At 68.1% G+C, this 20220-nt stretch carries 14 protein-coding genes; 6 read left to right on the forward strand and 8 right to left on the reverse strand.

All coding sequences use genetic code 11. The annotated features are described in order from the left end of the window. Positions 1–1131 carry an efflux RND transporter periplasmic adaptor subunit gene (locus tag N5C18_RS17860; protein WP_164242292.1) on the reverse strand — a complete coding sequence of 377 codons (1131 nt, stop codon included), beginning with the start codon at positions 1129–1131 and terminating at the stop codon, positions 1–3. Between the two features lie 117 nt (positions 1132–1248). Between N5C18_RS17860 and N5C18_RS17865 the strand changes: the two genes are divergently transcribed. The 3 genes from N5C18_RS17865 to N5C18_RS17875 all read left to right on the forward strand — a co-directional run bounded on the left by N5C18_RS17865 (position 1249) and on the right by N5C18_RS17875 (position 4088). Next, the gene (locus tag N5C18_RS17865) at positions 1249–1929 is read left to right on the forward strand and encodes a TetR/AcrR family transcriptional regulator (protein WP_279945292.1); all 681 of its coding nucleotides are present in this window, start codon (positions 1249–1251) and stop codon (positions 1927–1929) included. A gap of 136 nt (positions 1930–2065) precedes the next feature. Next, complete coding sequence (locus N5C18_RS17870; protein WP_164242288.1) at positions 2066–2713, forward strand: protein-L-isoaspartate O-methyltransferase; 648 nt, start codon at positions 2066–2068, stop codon at positions 2711–2713. A 16-nt stretch (positions 2714–2729) separates the two neighbouring features. Further along, positions 2730–4088 (forward strand): TolC family outer membrane protein, encoded by a 1359-nt coding sequence (locus tag N5C18_RS17875; RefSeq protein ID WP_053510808.1) that lies wholly within the window; start codon positions 2730–2732, stop codon positions 4086–4088. A gap of 101 nt (positions 4089–4189) precedes the next feature. On the opposite strand, the gene N5C18_RS17880 is transcribed toward N5C18_RS17875, so the two are convergent. Next, entirely contained in the window at positions 4190–5416 is a 1227-nt protein-coding gene (locus tag N5C18_RS17880; RefSeq protein ID WP_164242286.1) for an amino acid transporter, read from the reverse strand. Between the two features lie 224 nt (positions 5417–5640). Continuing rightward, complete coding sequence (gene waaA, locus N5C18_RS17885) at positions 5641–6939, reverse strand: lipid IV(A) 3-deoxy-D-manno-octulosonic acid transferase (RefSeq protein ID WP_279945293.1); 1299 nt, start codon at positions 6937–6939, stop codon at positions 5641–5643. A 60-nt stretch (positions 6940–6999) separates the two neighbouring features. On the opposite strand from waaA, the gene N5C18_RS17890 reads away from it, so the two are divergent. After that, positions 7000–7917 (forward strand): LpxL/LpxP family Kdo(2)-lipid IV(A) lauroyl/palmitoleoyl acyltransferase, encoded by a 918-nt coding sequence (locus N5C18_RS17890; protein ID WP_053510811.1) that lies wholly within the window; start codon positions 7000–7002, stop codon positions 7915–7917. A gap of 138 nt (positions 7918–8055) precedes the next feature. Here the strand turns inward: N5C18_RS17890 and N5C18_RS17895 are convergent, their stop codons facing one another. The 3 genes from N5C18_RS17895 to N5C18_RS17905 are packed head-to-tail and all read right to left on the reverse strand — an operon-like array spanning position 8056 to position 10696. Continuing rightward, positions 8056–9387, reverse strand: coding sequence for an O-antigen ligase family protein (locus tag N5C18_RS17895; RefSeq protein ID WP_053450744.1), 1332 nt, complete (start codon positions 9385–9387; stop codon positions 8056–8058). Further along, entirely contained in the window at positions 9368–10483 is a 1116-nt protein-coding gene (locus N5C18_RS17900; RefSeq protein WP_180879081.1) for a glycosyltransferase, read from the reverse strand. The genes N5C18_RS17895 and N5C18_RS17900 overlap by 20 nt, the downstream gene beginning before the upstream one ends. 15 nt (positions 10484–10498) lie before the next feature. After that, a complete protein-coding gene (locus N5C18_RS17905; RefSeq protein ID WP_005410967.1) occupies positions 10499–10696 on the reverse strand; it encodes a zinc-finger domain-containing protein in 198 nt (65 codons plus the stop codon). A gap of 376 nt (positions 10697–11072) precedes the next feature. On the opposite strand from N5C18_RS17905, the gene N5C18_RS17910 reads away from it, so the two are divergent. After that, entirely contained in the window at positions 11073–14417 is a 3345-nt protein-coding gene (locus tag N5C18_RS17910) for a GH92 family glycosyl hydrolase (RefSeq protein WP_279945294.1), read from the forward strand. A 432-nt stretch (positions 14418–14849) separates the two neighbouring features. Here N5C18_RS17910 and N5C18_RS17915 read toward each other — a convergent pair whose 3' ends face one another. Further along, positions 14850–17141, reverse strand: a complete 2292-nt coding sequence (locus N5C18_RS17915; protein ID WP_053450747.1) for an NADP-dependent malic enzyme — start codon at positions 17139–17141, stop codon at positions 14850–14852. A gap of 230 nt (positions 17142–17371) precedes the next feature. Beyond that, a complete protein-coding gene (locus N5C18_RS17920) occupies positions 17372–18715 on the reverse strand; it encodes a dicarboxylate/amino acid:cation symporter (RefSeq protein WP_006468434.1) in 1344 nt (447 codons plus the stop codon). Positions 18716–19047: 332 nt separating this feature from the next. On the opposite strand from N5C18_RS17920, the gene N5C18_RS17925 reads away from it, so the two are divergent. Further along, the gene (locus tag N5C18_RS17925; protein WP_008268245.1) at positions 19048–20214 is read left to right on the forward strand and encodes a porin; all 1167 of its coding nucleotides are present in this window, start codon (positions 19048–19050) and stop codon (positions 20212–20214) included. Positions 20215–20220: the final 6 nt, after the last annotated feature.

The raw sequence follows: 20220 nt of genomic DNA on the forward strand, positions 1-20220 counted from the left end.
TTACTCCTTGGCCTTGGCGGCGGCGGCCGGCGCGGCCGGCTTCAGCACCGGGCGGTTCTGCCGGTCCACGGCGATCACCGGCTGGCCGGCACGCAGCAGATGGCCACCGGCGGCGACCACCCAGTCGCCTGCGCCGACGCCCGTGAGCACCGGCACCGTCTCGCTGCCGTAGGCACCGGTGGTGACCGCCGCAGCCTTCAGCGTGCTGTTGGCCGGATCGACCACCCACACGCTGGCGGCACCGTTGCCACCGCGCTGCAGCGCGCCCAGCGGCAGCTGCAGGCTGCCGTGGCGGCCGGCGCTGCTGTAGACACGTGCGCTCTGGCCCAGCTCCACATCAGCCATTGCATCGGCCGCCAGGCTGACCCGGGTCGCATAGGTCCGTGCCTGCGGATCGGCAGCGGCGGCAATCTCGCGGATCGTGCCTGGCAGGCGCTGGCCCGGACGGTTCCACAGTTCCACCTCGACCGGCTGGCCGACCGCGTAATCGCGGATGGTGGCTTCGGGCAGGTCGATCAGCACTTCGCGGCCACCGTCGGCGGCCAGGTTGAAAATGGTCTGGCCGGCGGACACCACCTGCCCGGCTTCGGCCTCGCGGCTGGCGATCACGCCGTCGGCCGGTGCACGCAGCTGCGCGTAATCGGCCTGGTTGCGCAGCACATCGAGGTTGGCACGCGCCGCATTGGCCTGGCCCTGCGCGGCCTTGAACGCGGCAGACTGCTGGTCCAGCTGCGAGCGGCTGACCAGCTGCTGGTCGGCCAGCACCTGATAGCGCTTGAGGTCGTCGCGGGCGCGCACCAGGTCGGCCTCGGCCGCGGCCAGCTGGGCCTGCGAAGCGCGGGCCTGCAGCGCGAAGTCGGCCACGTCCAGCTCGGCCAGCACGTCGCCCTTCTTCACCCGCTGGCCGGCATCGACGTGGCGCTTGACCAGGTTGCCGCCGACGCGGAACGACAGCGGGCTTTCCTGGCGTGCACGCACCGTGCCCGGGAACGCCGCAGGCGCCTGCCCGGCCTGCTCGCCAGGGTGAACCACCAGCACCGGCACGGCCGCCTGCGGCGCCTGTTCCTGTCCCGAACAGGCTGCCAGCGCAGCCACCCACACCATACCGCCCATCCAGCGCACGATCTTCATCGGTCAACGTCCTGAAAACGCAGGGTCCAACAAGGGGGGAGCCGCGACTGCCGGCCCAATTTAATAAACCGGTCGGTATAGTATAAATATCGAACCGCTTGGTCTAGTATTGTTGCGATGAGTTCTCCTACTTCCCGCAAGCCGTCGGCCAAGCCTGCTGCCAAGGCCGCCGGACCCGGGCGCCCCAAGGATCTCGGCAAGCGCGCGGCGATCCTTGAAGCAGCCAAGGCACTGTTCATCGAACAGGGCTATACCGGCGTGAGCATGGACGCCATCGCCGCTCAGGCCGGCGTCTCGAAGCTGACCGTGTACAGCCATTTCGGCGACAAGGAGACCCTGTTCTCCGAGGCCGTGCAGTCCAAATGCATTGAAATGCTGCCCGACGCCCTGTTCGTGTCCGACGCGGACGGCCCGCTGCGCGACCAGCTGATCGGCATCGGCCTGGCCTTCTTCGAGCTGATCACCTCCGATGCGGCGATCTCGATCCAGCGCATGATGATGGCCCCGGAAACCGATGAACGCCTGCGCGAGCTGTTCTGGCAGGCCGGCCCGGAACGTACCTGCGCGGCCCTGGCCGACTTCCTGCGCGCGCGCGGCGAACGCGGCGAGCTGGAGATTGCCGATTACTACCTCGCCGCCCAGCAGTTCCTGACCCTGGTGAAGGGCGAAGTGCACATGCATATGATGTGCGGCATGCCACTGTCACCGGTGGAGTGCGACCCTATCACCCACGTGACCGCCAGCATCGACTTCTTCCTGCGCGCCTATGCGCCGAGAGGGACCGGGACGGCCGGATAACCAAAACTGAACGAACCGGAGGTCGCGATGACTTCCGGCACTGCGACCCCGGCCACCCGGCAGCTGATGCTCTGGGCGCGCCGCCGGCCTCCGGTACCGGTAAAATGGCCGGCCCACTGCGCTGGATTTGAACCTCATGACGATTGATTACGCCCACGCCCGCGAACTGATGGTGGAACAGCAGATCCGTCCCTGGGACGTGCTGGACATCAAGGTGCTCGACGTCCTCGCCCGCCTGCCGCGCGAGGCCTTTGTCGCCGACGCGCACCGGGCGCTGGCCTACGCCGACGTCGAACTGCCGATCGGCCATGGCCAGAAGATGATGAAGCCGGTCATCGAGGGCCGTACCCTGCAGGCACTGGACCTGCAGCCGGGTGACGAAGTGCTGGAGATCGGCACCGGCAGCGGCTTCCTGGCTGCCTGCATCGGCGCGCTGGCGCGCGACGTGCTGAGCCTGGAGATCGACCCGGAACTGGCCGCCGCCGCACGCGCCCGTCTGGACGCCTCCGGCCTGGGCACCAATGTCCGTGTGGAAGTGGCCGACGCCATGTCCTGGCAGACCGAACGCCGTTTTGACGTGATCTGTGTCACTGGTGCGGTCGACGTGGTGCCGTCACAGTTCGCCTCGTGGCTGCGTCCGGGTGGCCGCCTGTTCGTGATCCAGGGCCGCTCGCCGGCGATGGAGGCCCTGCTGGTCAAGGCCGACGGCAGCACCGAATCGCTGTTCGAAACCGATATCGATTACCTGCGCGGTGCCGCCCCGGCACCCCAGTTCCACCTCTGAGTCCAAGGAAGCCGCAATGATCCGCCGATCCCTCGCTGTTGCGCTGGCCACTGCCCTGCTGCCGTTGTCCGCCCATGCCGCCGACCTGCTGCAGGTCTATGAGATGGCGCGCAACGGCGATCCGCAGCTGTCCGCCGCCGAATCGACCCGGCTGGTCGACAAGGAAGGCGCCGTGCAGGCGCGCGCTGCCCTGCTGCCGCAGATCAATGGCCAGGCCACGCTGAACCGCACACGCAGTGAGCCGAACGCCGATGTCAATTCGGGCTCGTTCACCAGCAAGCGCCGCAACTACACGATCGACGGCAGCCAGACGCTGTTCAACTGGACCCAGATCAACAACCTGCGTTCGCAGCGCGAACTGAGCAAGGCGGCGGACTTCACCCTCGACTCGGCCAACGACAGCCTGATCGTGCGCACCTCGGCGGCCTACTTCAACGTGCTGGTGGCGATCGAATCGCTGAACGCCGCACAGACCAATGAAGCGGCCGCGAAGAAGCAGTTCGACTTCGCCGACAAGCGCCTGGAAGTGGGCCTGGCGCCGATCACCGACGTGCACGAAGCACGCGCCCAGTACGACCAGGCGCGCGCCAACACCATCGTTGCGCAGAACACCCTGGCCGATAACTACCAGGCCCTGACCGAACTGACCGGCCAGCCGGTGGTCAACCTGCGTGGCCTGCCGGCGGACTTCCGCCCGGAAGTGCCGGCCAACCGCGGCAACATCGACGAACTGGTGCACCAGGCGACCAACCAGAATCCGGCGCTGAAGGCGCAGGAACTGAAGGTCAGTGCCGCCGAAGCCAGCGTGCAGGCCGCCCGCGGTGGCCATTACCCGACCCTGTCGCTGGGCGGCAGCTGGGGCAAGAGCGCGACCTGGGGTGACAGCACCGGTGCCGGCTCGCTGTCGCCGGACGCACGCACCAACAGCATCGGCCTGACCCTGAGCGTGCCGATCTTCTCCGGCGGTGCCACCCAGTCCGGCGTGCGCCAGGCGCTGGCCCAGCGTGACATCGCCCAGGACGGCTACGAACAGCAGAAGCGTGCCCTGGACCGCAACACCCGCAACGCCTACCAGACCCTGGTGCAGGGCATCAGCGAAGTGGAAGCCCGCCGCCTGGCGGTGGTCTCGGCGCAGAGCGCGTACGACGCCTCGCAGGTTGGCCTGGAAGTCGGTACCCGTACCGTGCTGGACGTGATCCAGAACCAGCGCATCCTGTTCTCGGCGCAGCTGGATTACGCCAACGCCCGCTACACCTTCCTGCAGAACCGCCTGCTGCTGAGCCAGTCGCTGGGCGCACTGGATGTGGCCGAGCTGCAGGACGTCAACCGCCTGCTGACCCAGGACGCAGGCAACCCGGCAACGACCACGCACTGAGTCGCCGCCCTGCCGGCAACGAAGAAGCCACCCGCGAGGGTGGCTTTTTTTTGTGCGCGACGCAGGCCGAAGCCTCCACGCATGGGAGGCTTGCCTGGTCGTCAGCCGGGCCACGCACGCATCCGTTCCGCGGCGGCCAACAGGCACAGCGCGGCGGCCAGGGGGGCCAGCACCGGCAGGGCGCGTGGTAGCGGAACCTGCGCGCGCAGGGCAGCCAGGCACAGCGCCGCCATCACCAGCAGGGTTGCCGGCCCAGGCAGCACCGGCAATGTGCCCATCGGCATCGCCAGCGCCAGCAGCGCCGCGGCCAGCACCACCGCGACCGGCATCGGCGGCGCAACACGCCCATGCGATGCATCGCGGGCCGCCGTCCACAACTGCGTTGCCAACCGCGCAGCCACCCGCAGCAGCACCAGCAGGAGTGCCGCCAACCCGCTCGCCCCCGCCAGTGGCAGCAGCGGCATCATCCACTGCAGTTGCGGGTGCTGCTGCAATGCCACCGACAACGGCCGCGTACTGGCCAAGGCCGGAAACTCGACCAGGCCGGACTGCAACGCGGCCAGCACGATCAGCAGCAGCATGGCCAGCAGCAGCGTGCTCGCCAGCAACGCTGCCTGTCGCGTCCGCACCTGGCCACACACGCCGGGAAATCCCAGCACCAGGCCGGCACAGGCAAACACGCCGAGCAGCGGCACGCTGGCTGCCAGCACTCCTCCTGGCCCAAAGCGATAGGGCGCCGTGGCCTCCGGCAGCCACGGTATCCAGAGCGCGTAGTGCACATGGCGGGCCGCCAGCACCAGCAGCAACAGGCCGGTGCCCAGCTTCACCGTCAGCAACGCACAGGCCACCAGCGCCCCACGCCTCGGTGGCAGCAATCCGATCAGCCCAAGCAGAAGCAGGCCAAGGGTGGCCATCAGCGCAACCGGCATCGCGTTACCGGCCTCGATGCCACAGCTGGCCAGCAGCGCATGCACGTGGCTGGCCATGGACTGCGCCACGCCGGCGCTGGTCGCCATCAGTTCCACCAGCAGCGCGGCGCCGAGCAGGCCGGCCGGGACCCTGCCCCAACGCGCCCGCAGCAGGCCGTGCAGGCCCTCGGCCACCGGCAGCTGCCGGCCCAGGATGTGCAGGCAATACAGCAGCGGCGCGGTGCCCAGCGCAGCCAGCAACAGGCTCAACACGATCGCAGGGCCTGCCTGTGCGGCGGTGTGCTGCCCCACCAGCGCGATCACGCTGCCACCCAGCATCAGGGTCAGGATCACCCCTGCAAGGTGGTCCCTGCCCGGCCCTGCATCGCCCATGTCGCCCGGGCCGCTGTCGCTATCCATCGCAAGGTTCCTTGATATCCGCCCAAGCAGGTTCGACAGCAGGCTGGCAGCCTGCGGCGAAGGGCGATATCAGAATCCGTGGCGTGCACGCCGCATTGTGATCGCAGGCACGTCGGCACACCGTTCCACGGTCCTGCAACGACAGGAATCTCGCCGTTAAGCAGAATTGATGCAGGCGATCACGTCATTCGATCCGCAGTACGTGGATCGAATCCCCTGCGGCCTCAGCTGCGCGGAGGAGGCAGGTGGGGGGCCACCAGCGCCAGCGTACGCTGCAATGCGCCGCGACCGTTGCTGACCAGGGTGCAGCCGGCACGCGCCATGTCCTCGCGTGCACGTTCGTCATCAAGCAGGTGCTGCAGCAGATCGCCAACCGCCTGCACGTCCTCGCCGATCAGCAGGGCACCGGCCTCGCGCATGCGTCGTGAGATCTCGGAGAAGTTGTGCAGGTGCGGGCCGGTCACCGCGGCGGTGCCCATCGCCGCCGGTTCCAGCAGGTTGTGGCCACCGATCGATTGCAGGCTGCCGCCGACGAACGCCACCTGCGCACAGGCATAGAACGGCATCAGTTCACCCAGGGTGTCGATGACGAACACATCGGTGCCGGCGTCCGGCCACTGCATCGCACGCCGGGTCGCCACATTCCAGCCCTGCTCGCGCGCCAGGGCCTCCACCTTCGGGAAGCGCTCGGGATGGCGCGGCGCCCACAGCAGCAGCAGGTCGGGATGCTGCTGGCGCAGGCGACGGTGCAGGTCGATCACCGCCTGCTCCTCACCGTCATGGGTGCTGGCGGCGATCCACACCGGGCGTTCAGCGGGTACCTGCGCATGGAACTGCGCGACGAAATCCTGAACGTCCGGCGTGGCGATGTCGAACTTCAGGTTGCCCAGCGCCTGCACCTGCTCGGGGGCCGCGCCCAGCTGCACGAAGCGCTCGGCATCATCCTGCGACTGGGCGGCGACGCAGGTGACCGTGCGCAGGGCGCGACGGATCAGCGCTGCCAGCAACCGATAGCCACGCAGCGAGCGGGCCGACAGGCGGGCATTGAGGATGTAGACCGGAATGCGGCGGTCGCGGCAACCGAACAGCATGTTCGGCCACAGCTCGGTCTCCAGGATCAGCGCCAGGCTGGGCCGGAAGTGGCCGAGGAAGCGGTTGACGCTGCCGGGCACGTCGTACGGCAGGTAGACATGGTCGAGCGCGTCGCCCCACAGCGCGCGCACGCGTTCGGACCCGGTCGGGGTGATGGTGGTGATCACCCAGCGGATATCCGGGCGTTGCTGGCGCAGGGCATTGACCAGCGGGGCGGCGGCATTGACCTCGCCCACCGACACCGCATGCAGCCAGACCCGCGGCTGGCCGGTCGGCTGTGGGTAGGAGGCGTAGCGCTCGTCCCAGCGCCGGAAGTATTCACGGACCCGGAAACCGCGCCAGACCAGGTGGTACACGGTGATCGGCAGCAGCAGGTAAAGCACGGCCGAATACAGGCCGCGCAGGATCCATTCGACAGGGTCTTTACGCATGCGGCAAGGATACGGGAGGCCCCCGGGAAAGACACGCGGCCGGGTTGGTAGAATGGAGCAATGTCCGATGCCTCCACTGCCATCCGCCCGTCGCTGCGCGATCCCCGCAACTGGCCGATGTTCGCCGTCATGTTCGGCGCCTTCGCCATCGCCCGCCTGCCGTGGATGCTGCAGCGCGCGCTGGGCCGTGGCGTCGGCTGGATCAGCTGGCGCCTGCTCGGCAGCCGCCGCCGCGCCGCCGAGGTCAACCTGCAGCTGTGCTTCCCGGAAAAGGACGAGGCCTGGCGCCAGCGCCTGGTACGCGACAGCTTCGATGCACTGGGCGTGGGCGTGTTCGAATGCATCCGCGCCTGGTGGGGCAGCATCGACCGCATCCGCCCGCAGGTACAGATCGAGGGCCTGGAACACCTGCGCCGGATGCAGGCCGAAGGACGCGGCGTGCTGCTGGTCTCCGGCCACTTCATGACCCTGGAGATGTGCGGCCGCCTGCTGTGTGACTACGTCGATCTGTCGGGCATGTACCGCAAGCACAAGAACCCGGTGTACGAGTGGGCGGTGAAGTTCGGTCGCCTGCGCTACGCCAAGGCGATGTATGCCAACGAAGACATCCGCGCCACTGTGCGGCACCTGAAGAAGGGCGGCTTCCTCTGGTACGCGCCGGACCAGGACATGCGCGGCAAGGACACCGTGTTCGTGCCGTTCTTCGGCCACACCGCGTCCACCATCACCGCCACCCACCAGCTGGCGCGGATGACCGGCTGCGCCGTGATCCCGTACTTCCACCGCCGCGAAGGCGGGAAGTACTTCCTGAAGATCGGCGCACCGCTGGAAAACTTCCCCAGCGAAGACGTTGAAGCCGATACCACCCGGGTCAACCAGGCCATCGAAGCGATGGTGCGCGAGGCCCCCGACCAGTACCTGTGGATCCATCGCCGTTTCAAGCGCCAACCGGGCGGGCGGAGCGATTTCTACAATTAGCTGGATGTGGCAGCCGGTGCCAGCCAGGGCTGACATCGACCGGACTGCTGGGCGTCTGCATGCGCGAGGTAGTCGCCAACCTTGGTTGGCGCCGATGATCTGACCCTCGACCTGGGGATGGCCAACCAAGGTTGGCAACTACCGTATCGGCGGCGAATCCTCTGCCTCGCGCGCCAGCAGGCTGCCGGCGAACAGCGCGGCCAGCATCACCGTCAGGCCGCCCCAGAACGCCGAGTAGAACGCCAGGTGGGTGTTGAGCGGAAACACCGTGACCGCCAGCGCCAGCATCGCCGGGCGCGCGCGCTCACGCGCGCTGGCCGGCGCATAGCGCCATGCGCGCCAGGCCTGGGCCACCGCCGCCAACCACAGCAGCAGACCGAGCACGCCGGTTTCAGCGAGGATTTCCAGCACGATCTGATGGGCATGCAGCGCAGGCGCATTACCCCAGACCGCCGGCCCCTCATCGGCGACGCAGGCCGGATAGGCATCGCGGAAGCCGCGTGCGCCGACACCGTTGATCGGATGTTCTTCAATCATGCACACGGCGGCCTGCCAGATCCGTGCACGCCCGGACAGCGCCTGGTCGACACCGCGTTCGCCGCCCTCCCAGGCCATCGCCGTACGCGCGAAGCGTTCGCGCAGTTGCGGCACGCTGGCGGTCAACGCGCCGGCTGCCAGCACCGCAAGCAGCGCCAGCAACGCCAGCCGCTTCCAGCCGAACTGGCGCACGCCACTGTAGGCCAGCACCAGTGCGAACGTGATCCACGAGGCACGCGACCCTGCCAGCAGCAGCACGCCGCCAAGCGCGGCGGCCGCCAGCAACCAGCCCGCATTGCCGAAGCGCCGCGCGATCGGCAACAACAGGAACGGTGACAGGCTGGCCAGCACCTGGCCGAACTTGAGGTTGCAGGGCCCCAGGGCACCGCTGAGCCGGTCAGCCAGGGCGGCTTCGTCCGCCGGGCACAACGCGTGGCCGCTTACGGCCAGCTTCAGGTGTTCCAGCGACCAGAACCATGGGCTGGTACCGGCCACGGCCTGTACCAGTGCATCCAGCGTCCATGCACCCGTGATCAGTGCCAGGCCACCGAAGGTCAGCCTTCGCCGTTCGGGCGTGGCGACAGCGATTGCCACCAGCCACATGAAAGGCAGATAGCGCAGGCCGGCGGCCGCCTTGGTCCACGATGCTGCAGGATCGATGGCATCGATGGCCGAGAACGCCTGCGGCAGCCAGTAGCCAAGGAACAGGATCGAGGTCAGCGCCCAGGCCGCCGTGCTCAGCAGGTGCGGACGGCGCTGCAGGCGGCGCATGACCATGCGCGCGGCGGCGTACAGCGCGCCCAGTCCGAGCACGGTTTCGGCGATGCCCGGCAGCGGCCACATCGCCACGTACGCCAGCACCCACCAGGGTGCCCAGCGCCCGGCGCGGTCGTCGCGCAGGGGAACCGTGGCGTCAGCCGGCAAGGTCGGCATAGAGGCGAAGGGTGTCACGCTGCATGGCCTGCAGGGTAAACGGGATGCGCGCCGGCAGGGACGGCGGCTGCGCCAGCAGGGCCAGCGCGCGTTCACCCAGTGCCCGCGCATCACCCAACGGTACGGCGCCCGCGGGTTGCAGTTGCTGCAGCAGTTCACCCACGCCGCCATGGTCCCAGCCCAGCACCGGGCGGCCGACCGACAGCGCCTCGACCACGGTGCGGCCAAAGGCTTCCGGTTTGTCCGACAGCTGCAGCACCAGGTCACTGGCGGCATAGGCCTGGGCAATGCGTGCGGTGGGCGCGCTGATCTGCACGGCCTCGGCCACGCCCAGCGCCGTCGCCTGCCGGCGCAGATCCGCCACATAGGCTTCGCGGCCCGGTTCATCGGTGCCCAGCATCCACAGCTGGGCCGGCACACCGGCGGCGCGCACGTCGGACAGCAGCTGCAGCGCATGGGCGTGGCCCTTCAGGCGGGTGCCCCGCCCCGGCAGCAGCAGCAGCGGGCCTTCCACCTGCGCCAGCCACGGATGATCGGCCGCCAGCGCCAGGCGCGGCCGGCGGTCGGCGCGCGCCACGCGCGGGAACTGGGCGACGTCGACGCCGCGCGGGATCACCTGCAGCGTCGCTTCGGGGACCGTCGGGTAATGCCGGCGCACGTAGTCACGTACGCTGTTGGATACGCAGATCACGCGCTCACCGCTGGTCATCACTGCGCTGTAGCGGCTGGGTGAGTTCAGCCCGTGCACGGTGGTGACCCAGTGCGGGCGCTGTGCGGCGGGCATGGCGCGGATCGCGTACAGGCCCAGCCAGGCCGGCAGCCGCGAACGGGCATGCACGATGTCGGCGCCGACCTCGGCAAACAGGCGCCGCAGGGTCGGCAGATGCCGCAGGGTCAGCAGCGACTTGCGGCCGATGTCGAGGGTGAGGTGCTCGGCACCACTATCGAGCAACGGCTGCACCAGGCGGCCACCGGCGGAAACCACCAGCGCGCGATGGCCGGCGGCGACCAGCGCCGCAGCGATTTCCAGGGTCGAGCGCTCGACACCGCCGGAGTGCAGCGCCGGCAGCAACTGCACCACGGTCAATCGGCGCATCGAAGGGGCGGCCGCTTAGTCGGCCAGCACGAACACGGAACCGCAGTACGGGCACTGCGCTTCGCCGTTGGGCTCGTCTTCGATCGGCAGGTACACGCGCGGATGCGAGTTCCACAGCGCCATTTCCGGGGTCGGGCAGCTCAGCGGCAGGTCGCTGCGGTGCACGGTGTAGCGCTTCTCGGCGTTGGCGGGCGCGGTGGCGGTATGGCTCATGGCGGATGTCGATGAACGGGTTGCGAGGGCTGTGATTCTAGCATCCGGGCCGCCCCGACATTGTGCCGCCCCTGCGCAGGCCGGATCGGCAGGGCGATTTCTTCAATCGATCCGGCGGGTTCGCGCCGGAAACCCGCCGACCGCACTATTTCCCGCATTTGGATCGAACTAAATGGCACTTGTCAGGTCGCGACGGCTGTTGCAGGATCGGGCCAGGTCGCGACCCGACCTGCCCTCTTCGACCCGATCGCATGGCCCGCCCCCACCGGACCGGCATCGCCTCTCCCACTGCCATCCCGGCGGGCGGAGCGATGCTGTCCGTGGTGCCCGCCGATGCGGGTTCTGCCCGCCGCCAGCCCTTCCGGGAGATCCCTGCATGACCCTGTCCGATCCACGCCGCGCCCTGCTTCCGCTCGCCCTGGCCCTGGCCTGTGCGACTACCGCGATGCCGGTGTTGGCACAGGGGCTGCAGACTTCGTTCGAACCGGGTGAACCGGCCCCGACCCCGGCGGCGGGTGGGTTGCAGGTGTCGATCGGCGACGGTCCCGCCGCGCCCTACGCCGCCAAGCGCAATGCCGGCTACAGCGGCCTGCATGCACTGCGCTACAGCAGCAACGGCGGCAGCGCGCGGCGCGAGCTGTTCAGGACCGATCTGCCCATCGAAGCCGAAACCACCCTGTCATGGCTGGTGCTGCCGGAAATCGTCGGCAAGGACACCGTGGCCTCGACCTATGTCTCGCTGGACCTGCTGCTGGACGATGGCAGCCGCGTGTCGTCCAGCGCTGCACGCGACCAGCATGGCGTGGCCATCGGCGCGCGCGCGCAGGGCGCGTCGAAGACGCTGTATCCGCAGCAGTGGGCGCGCAAGGCGATACGCCTGGGCGAGGTATCCGCACTGCAGGGGCGTCGCGTGGTGGCGATCGAACTGGAGGTGGCCAGTGCCGAAGGTGCACCGGTGTCCGGCTGGATCGATGACGTGCGCCTGGACGCACAGCCACATTCCCGGCCACAGCGGGTCTCCGACTGGGTGCTGACCACCCGCGGCACCCAGGCCAACGGCACCTTCTCGCGCGGCAACAATTTCCCGGCCACGGCAGTGCCGCACGGATTCAACTTCTGGACCCCGGTGACCGATGCCGGTGCGCTGAACTGGCTGTACCGCTGGAACGAGCAGAACGATGCGCAGAACCGCCCGCAGCTGCAGGCGCTTGCGCTGAGCCACCAGCCCAGCCCGTGGATGGGCGATCGCCAGACGTTCCAGGTGATGCCCTCGGCCAACCGCGGCGTGCCGTCCGCCGACCGCCGCAAGCGTGCGCTGTCGTTCGAGCGCAGCCATGAGAGTGCGCGCCCCTACCGTTACGACGTGCGCTTCGACAACGGCATCGCCGCCGCGATCGCGCCGACCGACCATGCGGCGCTGTTCCGCTTCGATTTCCCCGAAGACGGCGACGCCAACCTGCTGTTCGACAATGTCGATGCGCGTGGTGGGCTGACCCTGGATGCCGCCACGCAGACGCTGTACGGCTACACCGATACGCGCAGCGGCCTGTCCAACGGCGCCAGCCGCATGTACGTCGCGGCCAGTTTCGACAGGCCCTGGCGCAGCAGCGGCCGCATCGACACCGGCCGCCCCACCGGCTACATCAAGTTCGATGCCGGCAGCGAGCGGCGGGTGAACATGCGCATCGCCACCTCGCTGATCTCGGTGGAACAGGCCCGGCACAATCTGGCGCTGGAGATTGCTGCGGCCGATACGCTGGAGAGCGTGGCCGGCCGCGCGCAGGATGCCTGGGATGCACGCCTGGCCCGCTTCGACATCGGCGATGCCAGCGACGACCAGAAGACCACGCTGTATTCCAGCCTGTACCGGCTCTTCCTGTATCCCAATTCCGGCCACGAGAATGTGGGCAGCGCGGCCGCACCGGACTGGCGCTACGCCAACCAGGCCAGTGCCAGCGAGGACAACACCGGCGGCAGCGCGACCCGGACCTTCGCCGCCGTGCGCGATGGCAAGGTGTTCGTCAACAACGGTTTCTGGGACACCTTCCGCACCACGTGGCCAGCCTATGCGCTGTTCACGCCCGATGATGCCGGGCAGCTGGTGCAGGGCTTCATCGAGCAGTACCGCGCCGGTGGCTGGATCGCACGCTGGTCGTCGCCGGGCTATGCCGACCTGATGGTCGGTACCAGCTCCGACGTGGCCTTCGCCGACGCGTGGCTGAAGGGCATCGGCGGCTTCGATCCGGCCGAGGCCTATGCCGCCGCGTTGAAGAACGCGACCGTGGTACCGCCGGACCGTCACGTCGGCCGCAAGGGCATGCAGCGTTCGACCTTCCGCGGCTATGCCAGTGCCGACGTGCACGAGGGCATGTCGTGGACGATGGAAGGTGCGCTCAACGACTTCGGCGTCGCCAACATGGCCGATGCCCTGGCCAAGCGCGCAACCACGCCTGCCGCACGCGAGCGCTACAGCACCGAGGCCGACTACTTCCGCTACCGCGCGGCCAGCTACGCAACGATGTTCGATCCGGCCGCCGGCTTCTTCCAGGGCCGCACTGCCGACGGCCGCTGGCGAGTGGATTCCGAGCGCTACGACCCGCGCGTGTGGGGCCACGACTACACCGAGTCCAACGGCTGGACCTTCGCCTTCACCGCCGCCCACGATGGCGAAGGCCTGGCCGCGCTGTACGGTGGCCGCGACAGGCTGGCGGCGAAGCTGGATACCTTCTTCGCCACCCCGGAGACCGCAGACCCGGCCCTGGCCGGCTCCTACGGCGGCACCATCCATGAAATGACCGAAGCACGCGATGTGCGCATGGGCATGTACGCGCACAGCAACCAGCCGGCGCACCACATCCCGTGGATGTACCTGTATGCCGGGCAGCCGTGGAAGACCCAGCAGCACGTGCGCGAAATCCTGTCGCGGCTGTACGTCGGCAGCGAGATCGGCCAGGGCTATCCGGGGGACGAGGACAATGGCGAGACCTCGGCGTGGTACGTGCTGGCCTCGCTGGGCCTGTACCCGTTGCGCATGGGCGCCCCCGAGTACGTGATCGGTTCGCCGGCATTCCGCCACGCACGCGTGGAACTGCAGGGCGGCGCCGTGCTGACCGTGAACGCGGCCAACAACACGCGCGAGAACGTCTACGTGCAGTCGCTGAAGATCAACGGCAAACCCTGGACCAAGACCTGGGTACCGCACGAACTGATCGCCAAGGGCGCAACGCTGGACTTCGTGATGGGCCCAAGGCCGTCGCGTTGGGGCAGTGGCGTGGACGACGCGCCGCCCTCGCTGACCGCGCGTGGCCAGCGTCCGCAGCTGCTGCACGACCTGCTTGGCAGCGGCGCGAAAGCCACATCAGGCGATGGCCGCGCGCTGCCTGCACTGGTGGATGACGATGCCGGTACCACGGTCGGCCTGGGCGGTGGCGCGATCATCGCGCTGACCGGGCTGGCCGAGGGCGCCCCGACGATGTACACGCTGACCAGCGGCGACGGCAGCATCCGCGGTGGCGAATGGGCGCTGGAGGCCCGCAGCGGCGACGGCAGCTGGACGCTGCTGGACCAGCGCAGCGGCGAAGACTTCGAATCCGCTCGCCAGACCCGGCCGTTCCGCATCGCCAGGCCCGGTCGCTACAGCGAGTACCGCCTGCGTCTGGTAGCACCGGGCCGGATGCCGCTGGCGGAGATTGAACTGCTGGCACCCGGCGCGGCGCAGTAAGCCGCATGCACGGTGGGCACGGATGCCCGCCGCGCCGCGGCAGCTGGCGGCCTCAGCGCGACTGCACGAATCCTGCGTACAGCGCGAACAACTGCTGGAAGTACCGCCGGGTCACTCGATTGCGCATGACACTTTCGCCGATGGGGAGGTGGTCGGGCCCAGGGTGGGAAGGCCGGTCCGGTCCCTTCCCACGGCCGGGCCGCGTGGGCGTATTGGGCCCCAGCGGGGTTGCAGGCAAATGACCGGGTTGCGAAGCGCGTGTGGCACGGACCAGCGGTAGAGCCGGCCGCTGGCCGGCTGCGGTGGTGGTGGTGGTGGTGGTGGACATGATTGCGGTTGCCGGCCAGCGGCCGGCAGGACCCGTTTCCGCCTTGCGGAAACAGAAACGCGCCCCGTGGGGCGCGCTTCTGCAGCTGGAATCGGGAAGAAGGCTTATGCCTTCTTTTCCGCTTCCAGCTGCTTGCGGATCTGCGCATCCACCGCGGCGATCGCGGTCATGTTCAGGATCCGGCGCGAGGTCGCGCTGGTGGTCAGGATGTGCACCGGCTTGTTCACGCCCATCAGGATCGGGCCGATCGCCACACCGTCGGTGAACACACGCACCAGGTTGTAGGCGATGTTGGCCGCTTCCAGGTTCGGCAGCACGAACAGGTTGGCGCGGCCCTGCAGGGTCGAGCCCGGCAGCAGCTTCTGGCGCAGCGCTTCATCCCACGCGGTGTCGCCCTGCATTTCGCCGTCCACGTTCAGACGCGGGTTGCGCTTGAGCAGCAGCTCGCGCACCTGGCGCATCTTCAGCGCGTCCTTCGAATCATGGCTGCCGAAGTTGGAGTGCGACAGCAGCGCCACCTTCGGCTCGATGCCGAACAGCTTCATGCGGTAGGCCGCCTGCAGCGTGGCTTCGCACAGCTGCTCGGCGGTCGGGTCTTCCTGCACGTGGGTATCGACGAAGAAGAACACGCCCTGCTGGTTGATCACGCCGGTCATCGCCGAGGTCGACGTGACCTTCGGCTCCAGCGGCAGCACGCTGCGCACGTAGCCCAGCTTCTTGTGGAAGCGGCCGACGATGCCGGTCAGCATCGCATCGGCTTCGCCACGGGCCACCATCACCGCGGCGATCAGGGTCGGGCGCGAACGCATCAGGTTCTTCGCCGCGGCCACGGTCACGCCACGACGGCCGGTCAGGCCGTGGTAGTACTGCCAGTACTCGTTGAAGCGCGGGTCGTCGTTGATGTTGGTGACTTCAACGTTCTCACCGATCTTCAGGCGCAGGCCGAGGCGCTCGATGCGCGACTCGATCACTTCCGGGCGGCCGATCAGGATCGGGTGCGCCAGGCCGTCATCGACCACGTTCTGCACCGCCTGCAGCACCACTTCCTCTTCGCCTTCGGCATACACCACGCGCTGCTTGTCGCTGCGCGCGCGGTCGTAGACCGGCTTCATCATCAGGCTGGTGCGGTAGACGAACTGGGCCAGCTTGTCGCGGTAGGCGCCCATGTCGTCGATCGGGCGCGAGGCCACGCCCGAGTCCATCGCGGCCTGGGCCACGGCAGCCGACAGCTCCACCAGCAGGCGGCGGTCGAACGGACGCGGAATCAGGTATTCACGGCCGAAGCTCGGGGTGTCGCCGCCATAGGCCGAGCCCATGTCGGTGGCGGCGCGGCGTGCCAGTGCAGCGATGGCACGCACGCAGGCGATCTTCATTTCCTCGTTGATCGCGGTGGCGCCCACGTCCAGCGCACCACGGAACAGGTACGGGAAGCACAGCACGTTGTTGACCTGGTTCGGGTAGTCCGAACGGCCGGTGCCGATGATCGCGTCCGGACGGGCGGCACGCGCCAGTTCCGGCATGATTTCCGGGGTCGGGTTGGCCAGGGCGAAGATCACCGGGTCCGGCGCCATCGTCTTCACCATCTCGGCGGTCAGGATGCCCGGCGCGGACAGGCCCAGGAAGATATCCGCGCCATCGACGATCTCGGCCAGGGTGCGCTTGTCGGTGTCGCGCGCATAGCGCTGCTTTTCCGGGTCCAGGTCGGTGCGGCCGGTATGGATCACGCCCTCGCGGTCGAAGGCCAGGATGTTCTCCGGCTTCAGGCCCAGCTGCACCAGCATGTTCACGCAGGAAATGCCGGCCGCGCCCATGCCCGTGGTCGCCAGCTTCACGTCCTCGATCTTCTTGCCGGTGATCGCCATCGCGTTGAGCACGGCCGCGCCGACGATGATCGCCGTGCCGTGCTGGTCGTCATGGAACACCGGGATCTTCATGCGCTCGCGCAGCTTGCGCTCGACCACGAAGCATTCCGGCGCCTTGATGTCTTCCAGGTTGATGCCGCCGAAGGTCGGCTCCAGCGAGGCGATGATGTCGACCAGCTTGTCCGGGTCGGTTTCATCCACTTCGATGTCGAACACATCGATGCCGGCGAACTTCTGGAACAGCACGCCCTTGCCTTCCATCACCGGCTTGCCGGCCAGCGCGCCGATGTTGCCCAGGCCCAGCACCGCGGTGCCGTTGGAGATCACCGCCACCAGGTTGCCGCGCGCGGTCAGCTCGCTGGCCTGCTGCGGGTCGGCCTTGATCGCTTCACAGGCGTACGCCACGCCCGGCGAATACGCCAGCGACAGGTCGCGCTGGGTCAGCATGGGCTTGGTAGCGGAAACCTTGATCTTGCCGGGCGGAGACATCCGGTGGTAATCGAGGGCGGCCTGTTTGAAATCTTCGTTGGACATCGATGTGGGTTACATGAATGGGCAGAAGGGACAGGGGATGATACCCCCGTTGGAGCGTCTGGACCTGTCGCTATCCTGTCGCAGGCATGCTGCGACCGCACAATTCCGTGCCGTATGCGACCAGACCGTGATACCAGCTTCGGCGCCTCGCGTGACAGCCGTGGGACGCCTTGAAACGCCGCGGGGCCGTACCACTGTCGTGATCGGCCCCGCGGTACCACACACCTGGATCAGCCCTTGGCCGGCAGCGCCTCGGGCAGCGCATCCACCGGCGGCGGCAGCTCGCTTTCGCGGCCATCCAGCGCCAGCTGCAGGCGGTTGCGGTCCAGTGCGCCTTCCCAGCGCGAGACCACCACGGTGGCCACGGCATTGCCTATGAAGTTGGTCAGCGAGCGGCATTCGCTCATGAAGCGGTCCACGCCCAGGATCAGCGCCATGCCTGCCACCGGCACTTCCGGCACCACCGCCAGGGTGGCGGCCAGGGTGATGAAGCCGGCACCGGTGACGCCGGCCGCGCCCTTGGAGCTGAGCATGGCGACCAGCAGCAGGGCGATCTGGTGGCCCAGGGTCAGTTCGGTGTTGGTGGCCTGGGCGATGAACAGCGCGGCCAGGGTCATGTAGATGTTGGTGCCGTCCAGGTTGAACGAGTAGCCCGTCGGGACCACCAGGCCCACCACCGACTTGCTGCAGCCGGCCCGTTCCATCTTCTCCATCAGCGACGGCAGCGCCGACTCCGACGAGGAGGTGCCCAGCACCAGCAGCAGTTCGGCCTTCAGGTAGCGCGCCAGCTTGAACACCGAGAAGCCGCACAGGCGGCAGACCAGGCCCAGGATGACCGCCACGAACAGGAACGCGGTGAGGTAGAACGAGCCCACCAGCCAGGCCAGGTTGATCAGCGAACCGACGCCGTACTTGCCGATGGTGAAGGCGATCGCACCGAAGGCACCGATCGGGGCGGCCTTCATCAGGATGTGCACCAGCTTGAACACCGGGGCGACCAGCGCCTCCAGGAAGTTCAGCACCGGCTTGCCCTTCTCGCCCACCATCGCCAGCGCGATGCCGAACAGCACGGCCACGAACAGCACCTGCAGGATGTTGCCGTCGACGAAGGCGCTGAGCAGCGTCTTCGGGATGATGTCCATCAGGAAGCCGACCAGGGTCAGGTCATGCGACTTCTCGACGTAGCTGTGCACCGCGGTCTGGTCCAGCTCGGCCGGGTTGATGTTCATGCCGGCGCCGGGCTGCACCACGTGCGCCACGATCATGCCGACGATCAGCGCCAGCGTGGAGAAGAACAGGAAGTACGCCATCGCCTTGGCGAACACCCGGCCCACGGTGCGCAGGTGGGTCATGCTGGCGATGCCGGTGACGATGGTCAGGAAGATCACCGGCGCGATGATCATCTTCACCAGGTTGATGAAGGCGTCGCCGAGCGGCTTCATCTTCTCACCGATCAGCGGTTCGTAGTGGCCGAGGATGGCGCCCAGGACGATCGCCACGATCACCTGGAAGTACAGCTGGCGATAGATCGGCAACGGCTTTGCAGGCGCCGGGGCTGCGGTCGGGATGTGCATGGCGTACTCCGGAAGGGGCGTTTTCAGGCACGTACGGCCCCGGGACAGCACGGGAACCGTTACCGTGGAAACTGATCGCGGGCCCCGTGCTGCATGCACGAGGGGTGCGACCAATGGACGCCTTTGTACGCGCCAGGCACGCCGGCGCAGATAACCTATTGGTACTAGCCCCCCGGTTCAGGCGGCCACGGTGCCTACACTGGCGCCGCACCGCCCGATCCCGGGGAGGCCGGTGGCCCAGGCTGAACGGCCGGGCGCGTCCTTGCGAAAGTTCCGGCCCTTGCGGCCGTTGATGTCCTGTCCACACGCAATCCGAGAGAGCCGCACCCAACATGCGCCCGATTCCCACCTTGCTGGCCCTGTCGCTGGCCGCCCTTCCCGCCTTCGCTTCGGCAGCGGATTTCGACAACTGGCCGACCAAGTACACCTTCGGCGATGGCACCGAGCTGGCCGCCACCGCCAACATCGCCTACGACTACAACGACTTCTCCTCGGCCAGCGGCCTTGAGGACGATGATGCCGTGCGCCGCAAGGAGTTCGGCGCAACGTTGAAGAAGAAGGGCGTCTACGACGCGATGGTCTACTACGACTTCCAGGCCGACACCTGGCTGGACGTGTTCGTGCGTTTCGAGAGCAAGGCGTTCTTCGGCCGCGACGTCGGCCGTTTCCGCTTCGGCTACATGAAGACCCCGGTCGGCCTGGATGCGAACACCTCCTCGCGTGCCGGCAGCTTCCTGGAAACCGCGCTGCCGGTGCAGGCGTTCTACGCCGGCCGCCGTACCGGCGTGGAATGGGTGCTGGAGCGCCCGCAGTACCTGCTGCAGGCCGGCGCCTATGGCGGCAAGGACCTGCAGGGCGACAACCCCGGCACCACCCAGGCGGTACGCGCGGTGTGGACGCCGGTGAAGGCGCCGGGTGACGTGATCCACCTGGGCGTGGCCTATTCGCAGGAAAATCCGCGTGGCTACAGCGATGGCCGCGATGTGCACCACGAAGCCAGCGCACGCCTGCGCGCACGTCCGGAAGCCGGCCTGACCGACATCCGTTACGTCGATTCCGGCGCGCTGGTCACCGCCGACCAGATCCGCCGCACCGGCCTGGAAGGCATCTGGATCCGCGGCCCGTTCTCGCTGCAGGCCGAAGCCCTGCAGGCCACCGTCACCCGCAAGGGCCTGCCCGACTACACCGGCAGTGGCCAGTACGCGATGGCCAGCTGGGTGCTGACCGGCGAATCGCGCCCGTACAACGCCGGCGCCGTGGCCAACATCAAGCCCGCGCACAACTACGGCGCGGTGGAACTGGTGGCACGCTACAGCCGCCTGGACCTCGACGACGGCAGCATCCTCGGTGGCCGCCAGCACGACCTGACCCTGGGTGCGAACTGGTACCTCACCAGCCACTTCAAGTTCCAGGCCAACTACGTGAAGGTCGATGCCAGCCGTCGTGGCGTGCACAGCACGCCGGAAATCTTCGAGCTGCGCGCGCAGATGCACTTCTGACCCCTT

Source organism: Stenotrophomonas sp. GD03930 (assembly GCF_029839665.1).
Classification (GTDB): domain Bacteria; phylum Pseudomonadota; class Gammaproteobacteria; order Xanthomonadales; family Xanthomonadaceae; genus Stenotrophomonas; species Stenotrophomonas forensis.

Excerpts from the sequence above, each read along its gene's own strand:
- N5C18_RS17890 (WP_053510811.1), top strand. The coding sequence starts at position 7,000 with ATGTCCGATGCCTCCACTGCCATCCGCCCGTCGCTGCGCGATCCCCGC.
- N5C18_RS17895 (WP_053450744.1), bottom strand. The coding sequence starts at position 9,387 with ATGCCGACCTTGCCGGCTGACGCCACGGTTCCCCTGCGCGACGACCGC.
- N5C18_RS17900 (WP_180879081.1), bottom strand. The coding sequence starts at position 10,483 with ATGCGCCGATTGACCGTGGTGCAGTTGCTGCCGGCGCTGCACTCCGGC.
- N5C18_RS17860 (WP_164242292.1), bottom strand. The coding sequence starts at position 1,131 with ATGAAGATCGTGCGCTGGATGGGCGGTATGGTGTGGGTGGCTGCGCTG.
- N5C18_RS17920 (WP_006468434.1), bottom strand. The coding sequence starts at position 18,715 with ATGCACATCCCGACCGCAGCCCCGGCGCCTGCAAAGCCGTTGCCGATC.
- N5C18_RS17880 (WP_164242286.1), bottom strand. The coding sequence starts at position 5,416 with ATGGATAGCGACAGCGGCCCGGGCGACATGGGCGATGCAGGGCCGGGC.
- N5C18_RS17865 (WP_279945292.1), top strand. The coding sequence starts at position 1,249 with ATGAGTTCTCCTACTTCCCGCAAGCCGTCGGCCAAGCCTGCTGCCAAG.
- N5C18_RS17925 (WP_008268245.1), top strand. The coding sequence starts at position 19,048 with ATGCGCCCGATTCCCACCTTGCTGGCCCTGTCGCTGGCCGCCCTTCCC.
- N5C18_RS17870 (WP_164242288.1), top strand. The coding sequence starts at position 2,066 with ATGACGATTGATTACGCCCACGCCCGCGAACTGATGGTGGAACAGCAG.
- waaA (WP_279945293.1), bottom strand. The coding sequence starts at position 6,939 with ATGCGTAAAGACCCTGTCGAATGGATCCTGCGCGGCCTGTATTCGGCC.
- N5C18_RS17875 (WP_053510808.1), top strand. The coding sequence starts at position 2,730 with ATGATCCGCCGATCCCTCGCTGTTGCGCTGGCCACTGCCCTGCTGCCG.
- N5C18_RS17905 (WP_005410967.1), bottom strand. The coding sequence starts at position 10,696 with ATGAGCCATACCGCCACCGCGCCCGCCAACGCCGAGAAGCGCTACACC.
- N5C18_RS17910 (WP_279945294.1), top strand. The coding sequence starts at position 11,073 with ATGACCCTGTCCGATCCACGCCGCGCCCTGCTTCCGCTCGCCCTGGCC.
- N5C18_RS17915 (WP_053450747.1), bottom strand. The coding sequence starts at position 17,141 with ATGTCCAACGAAGATTTCAAACAGGCCGCCCTCGATTACCACCGGATG.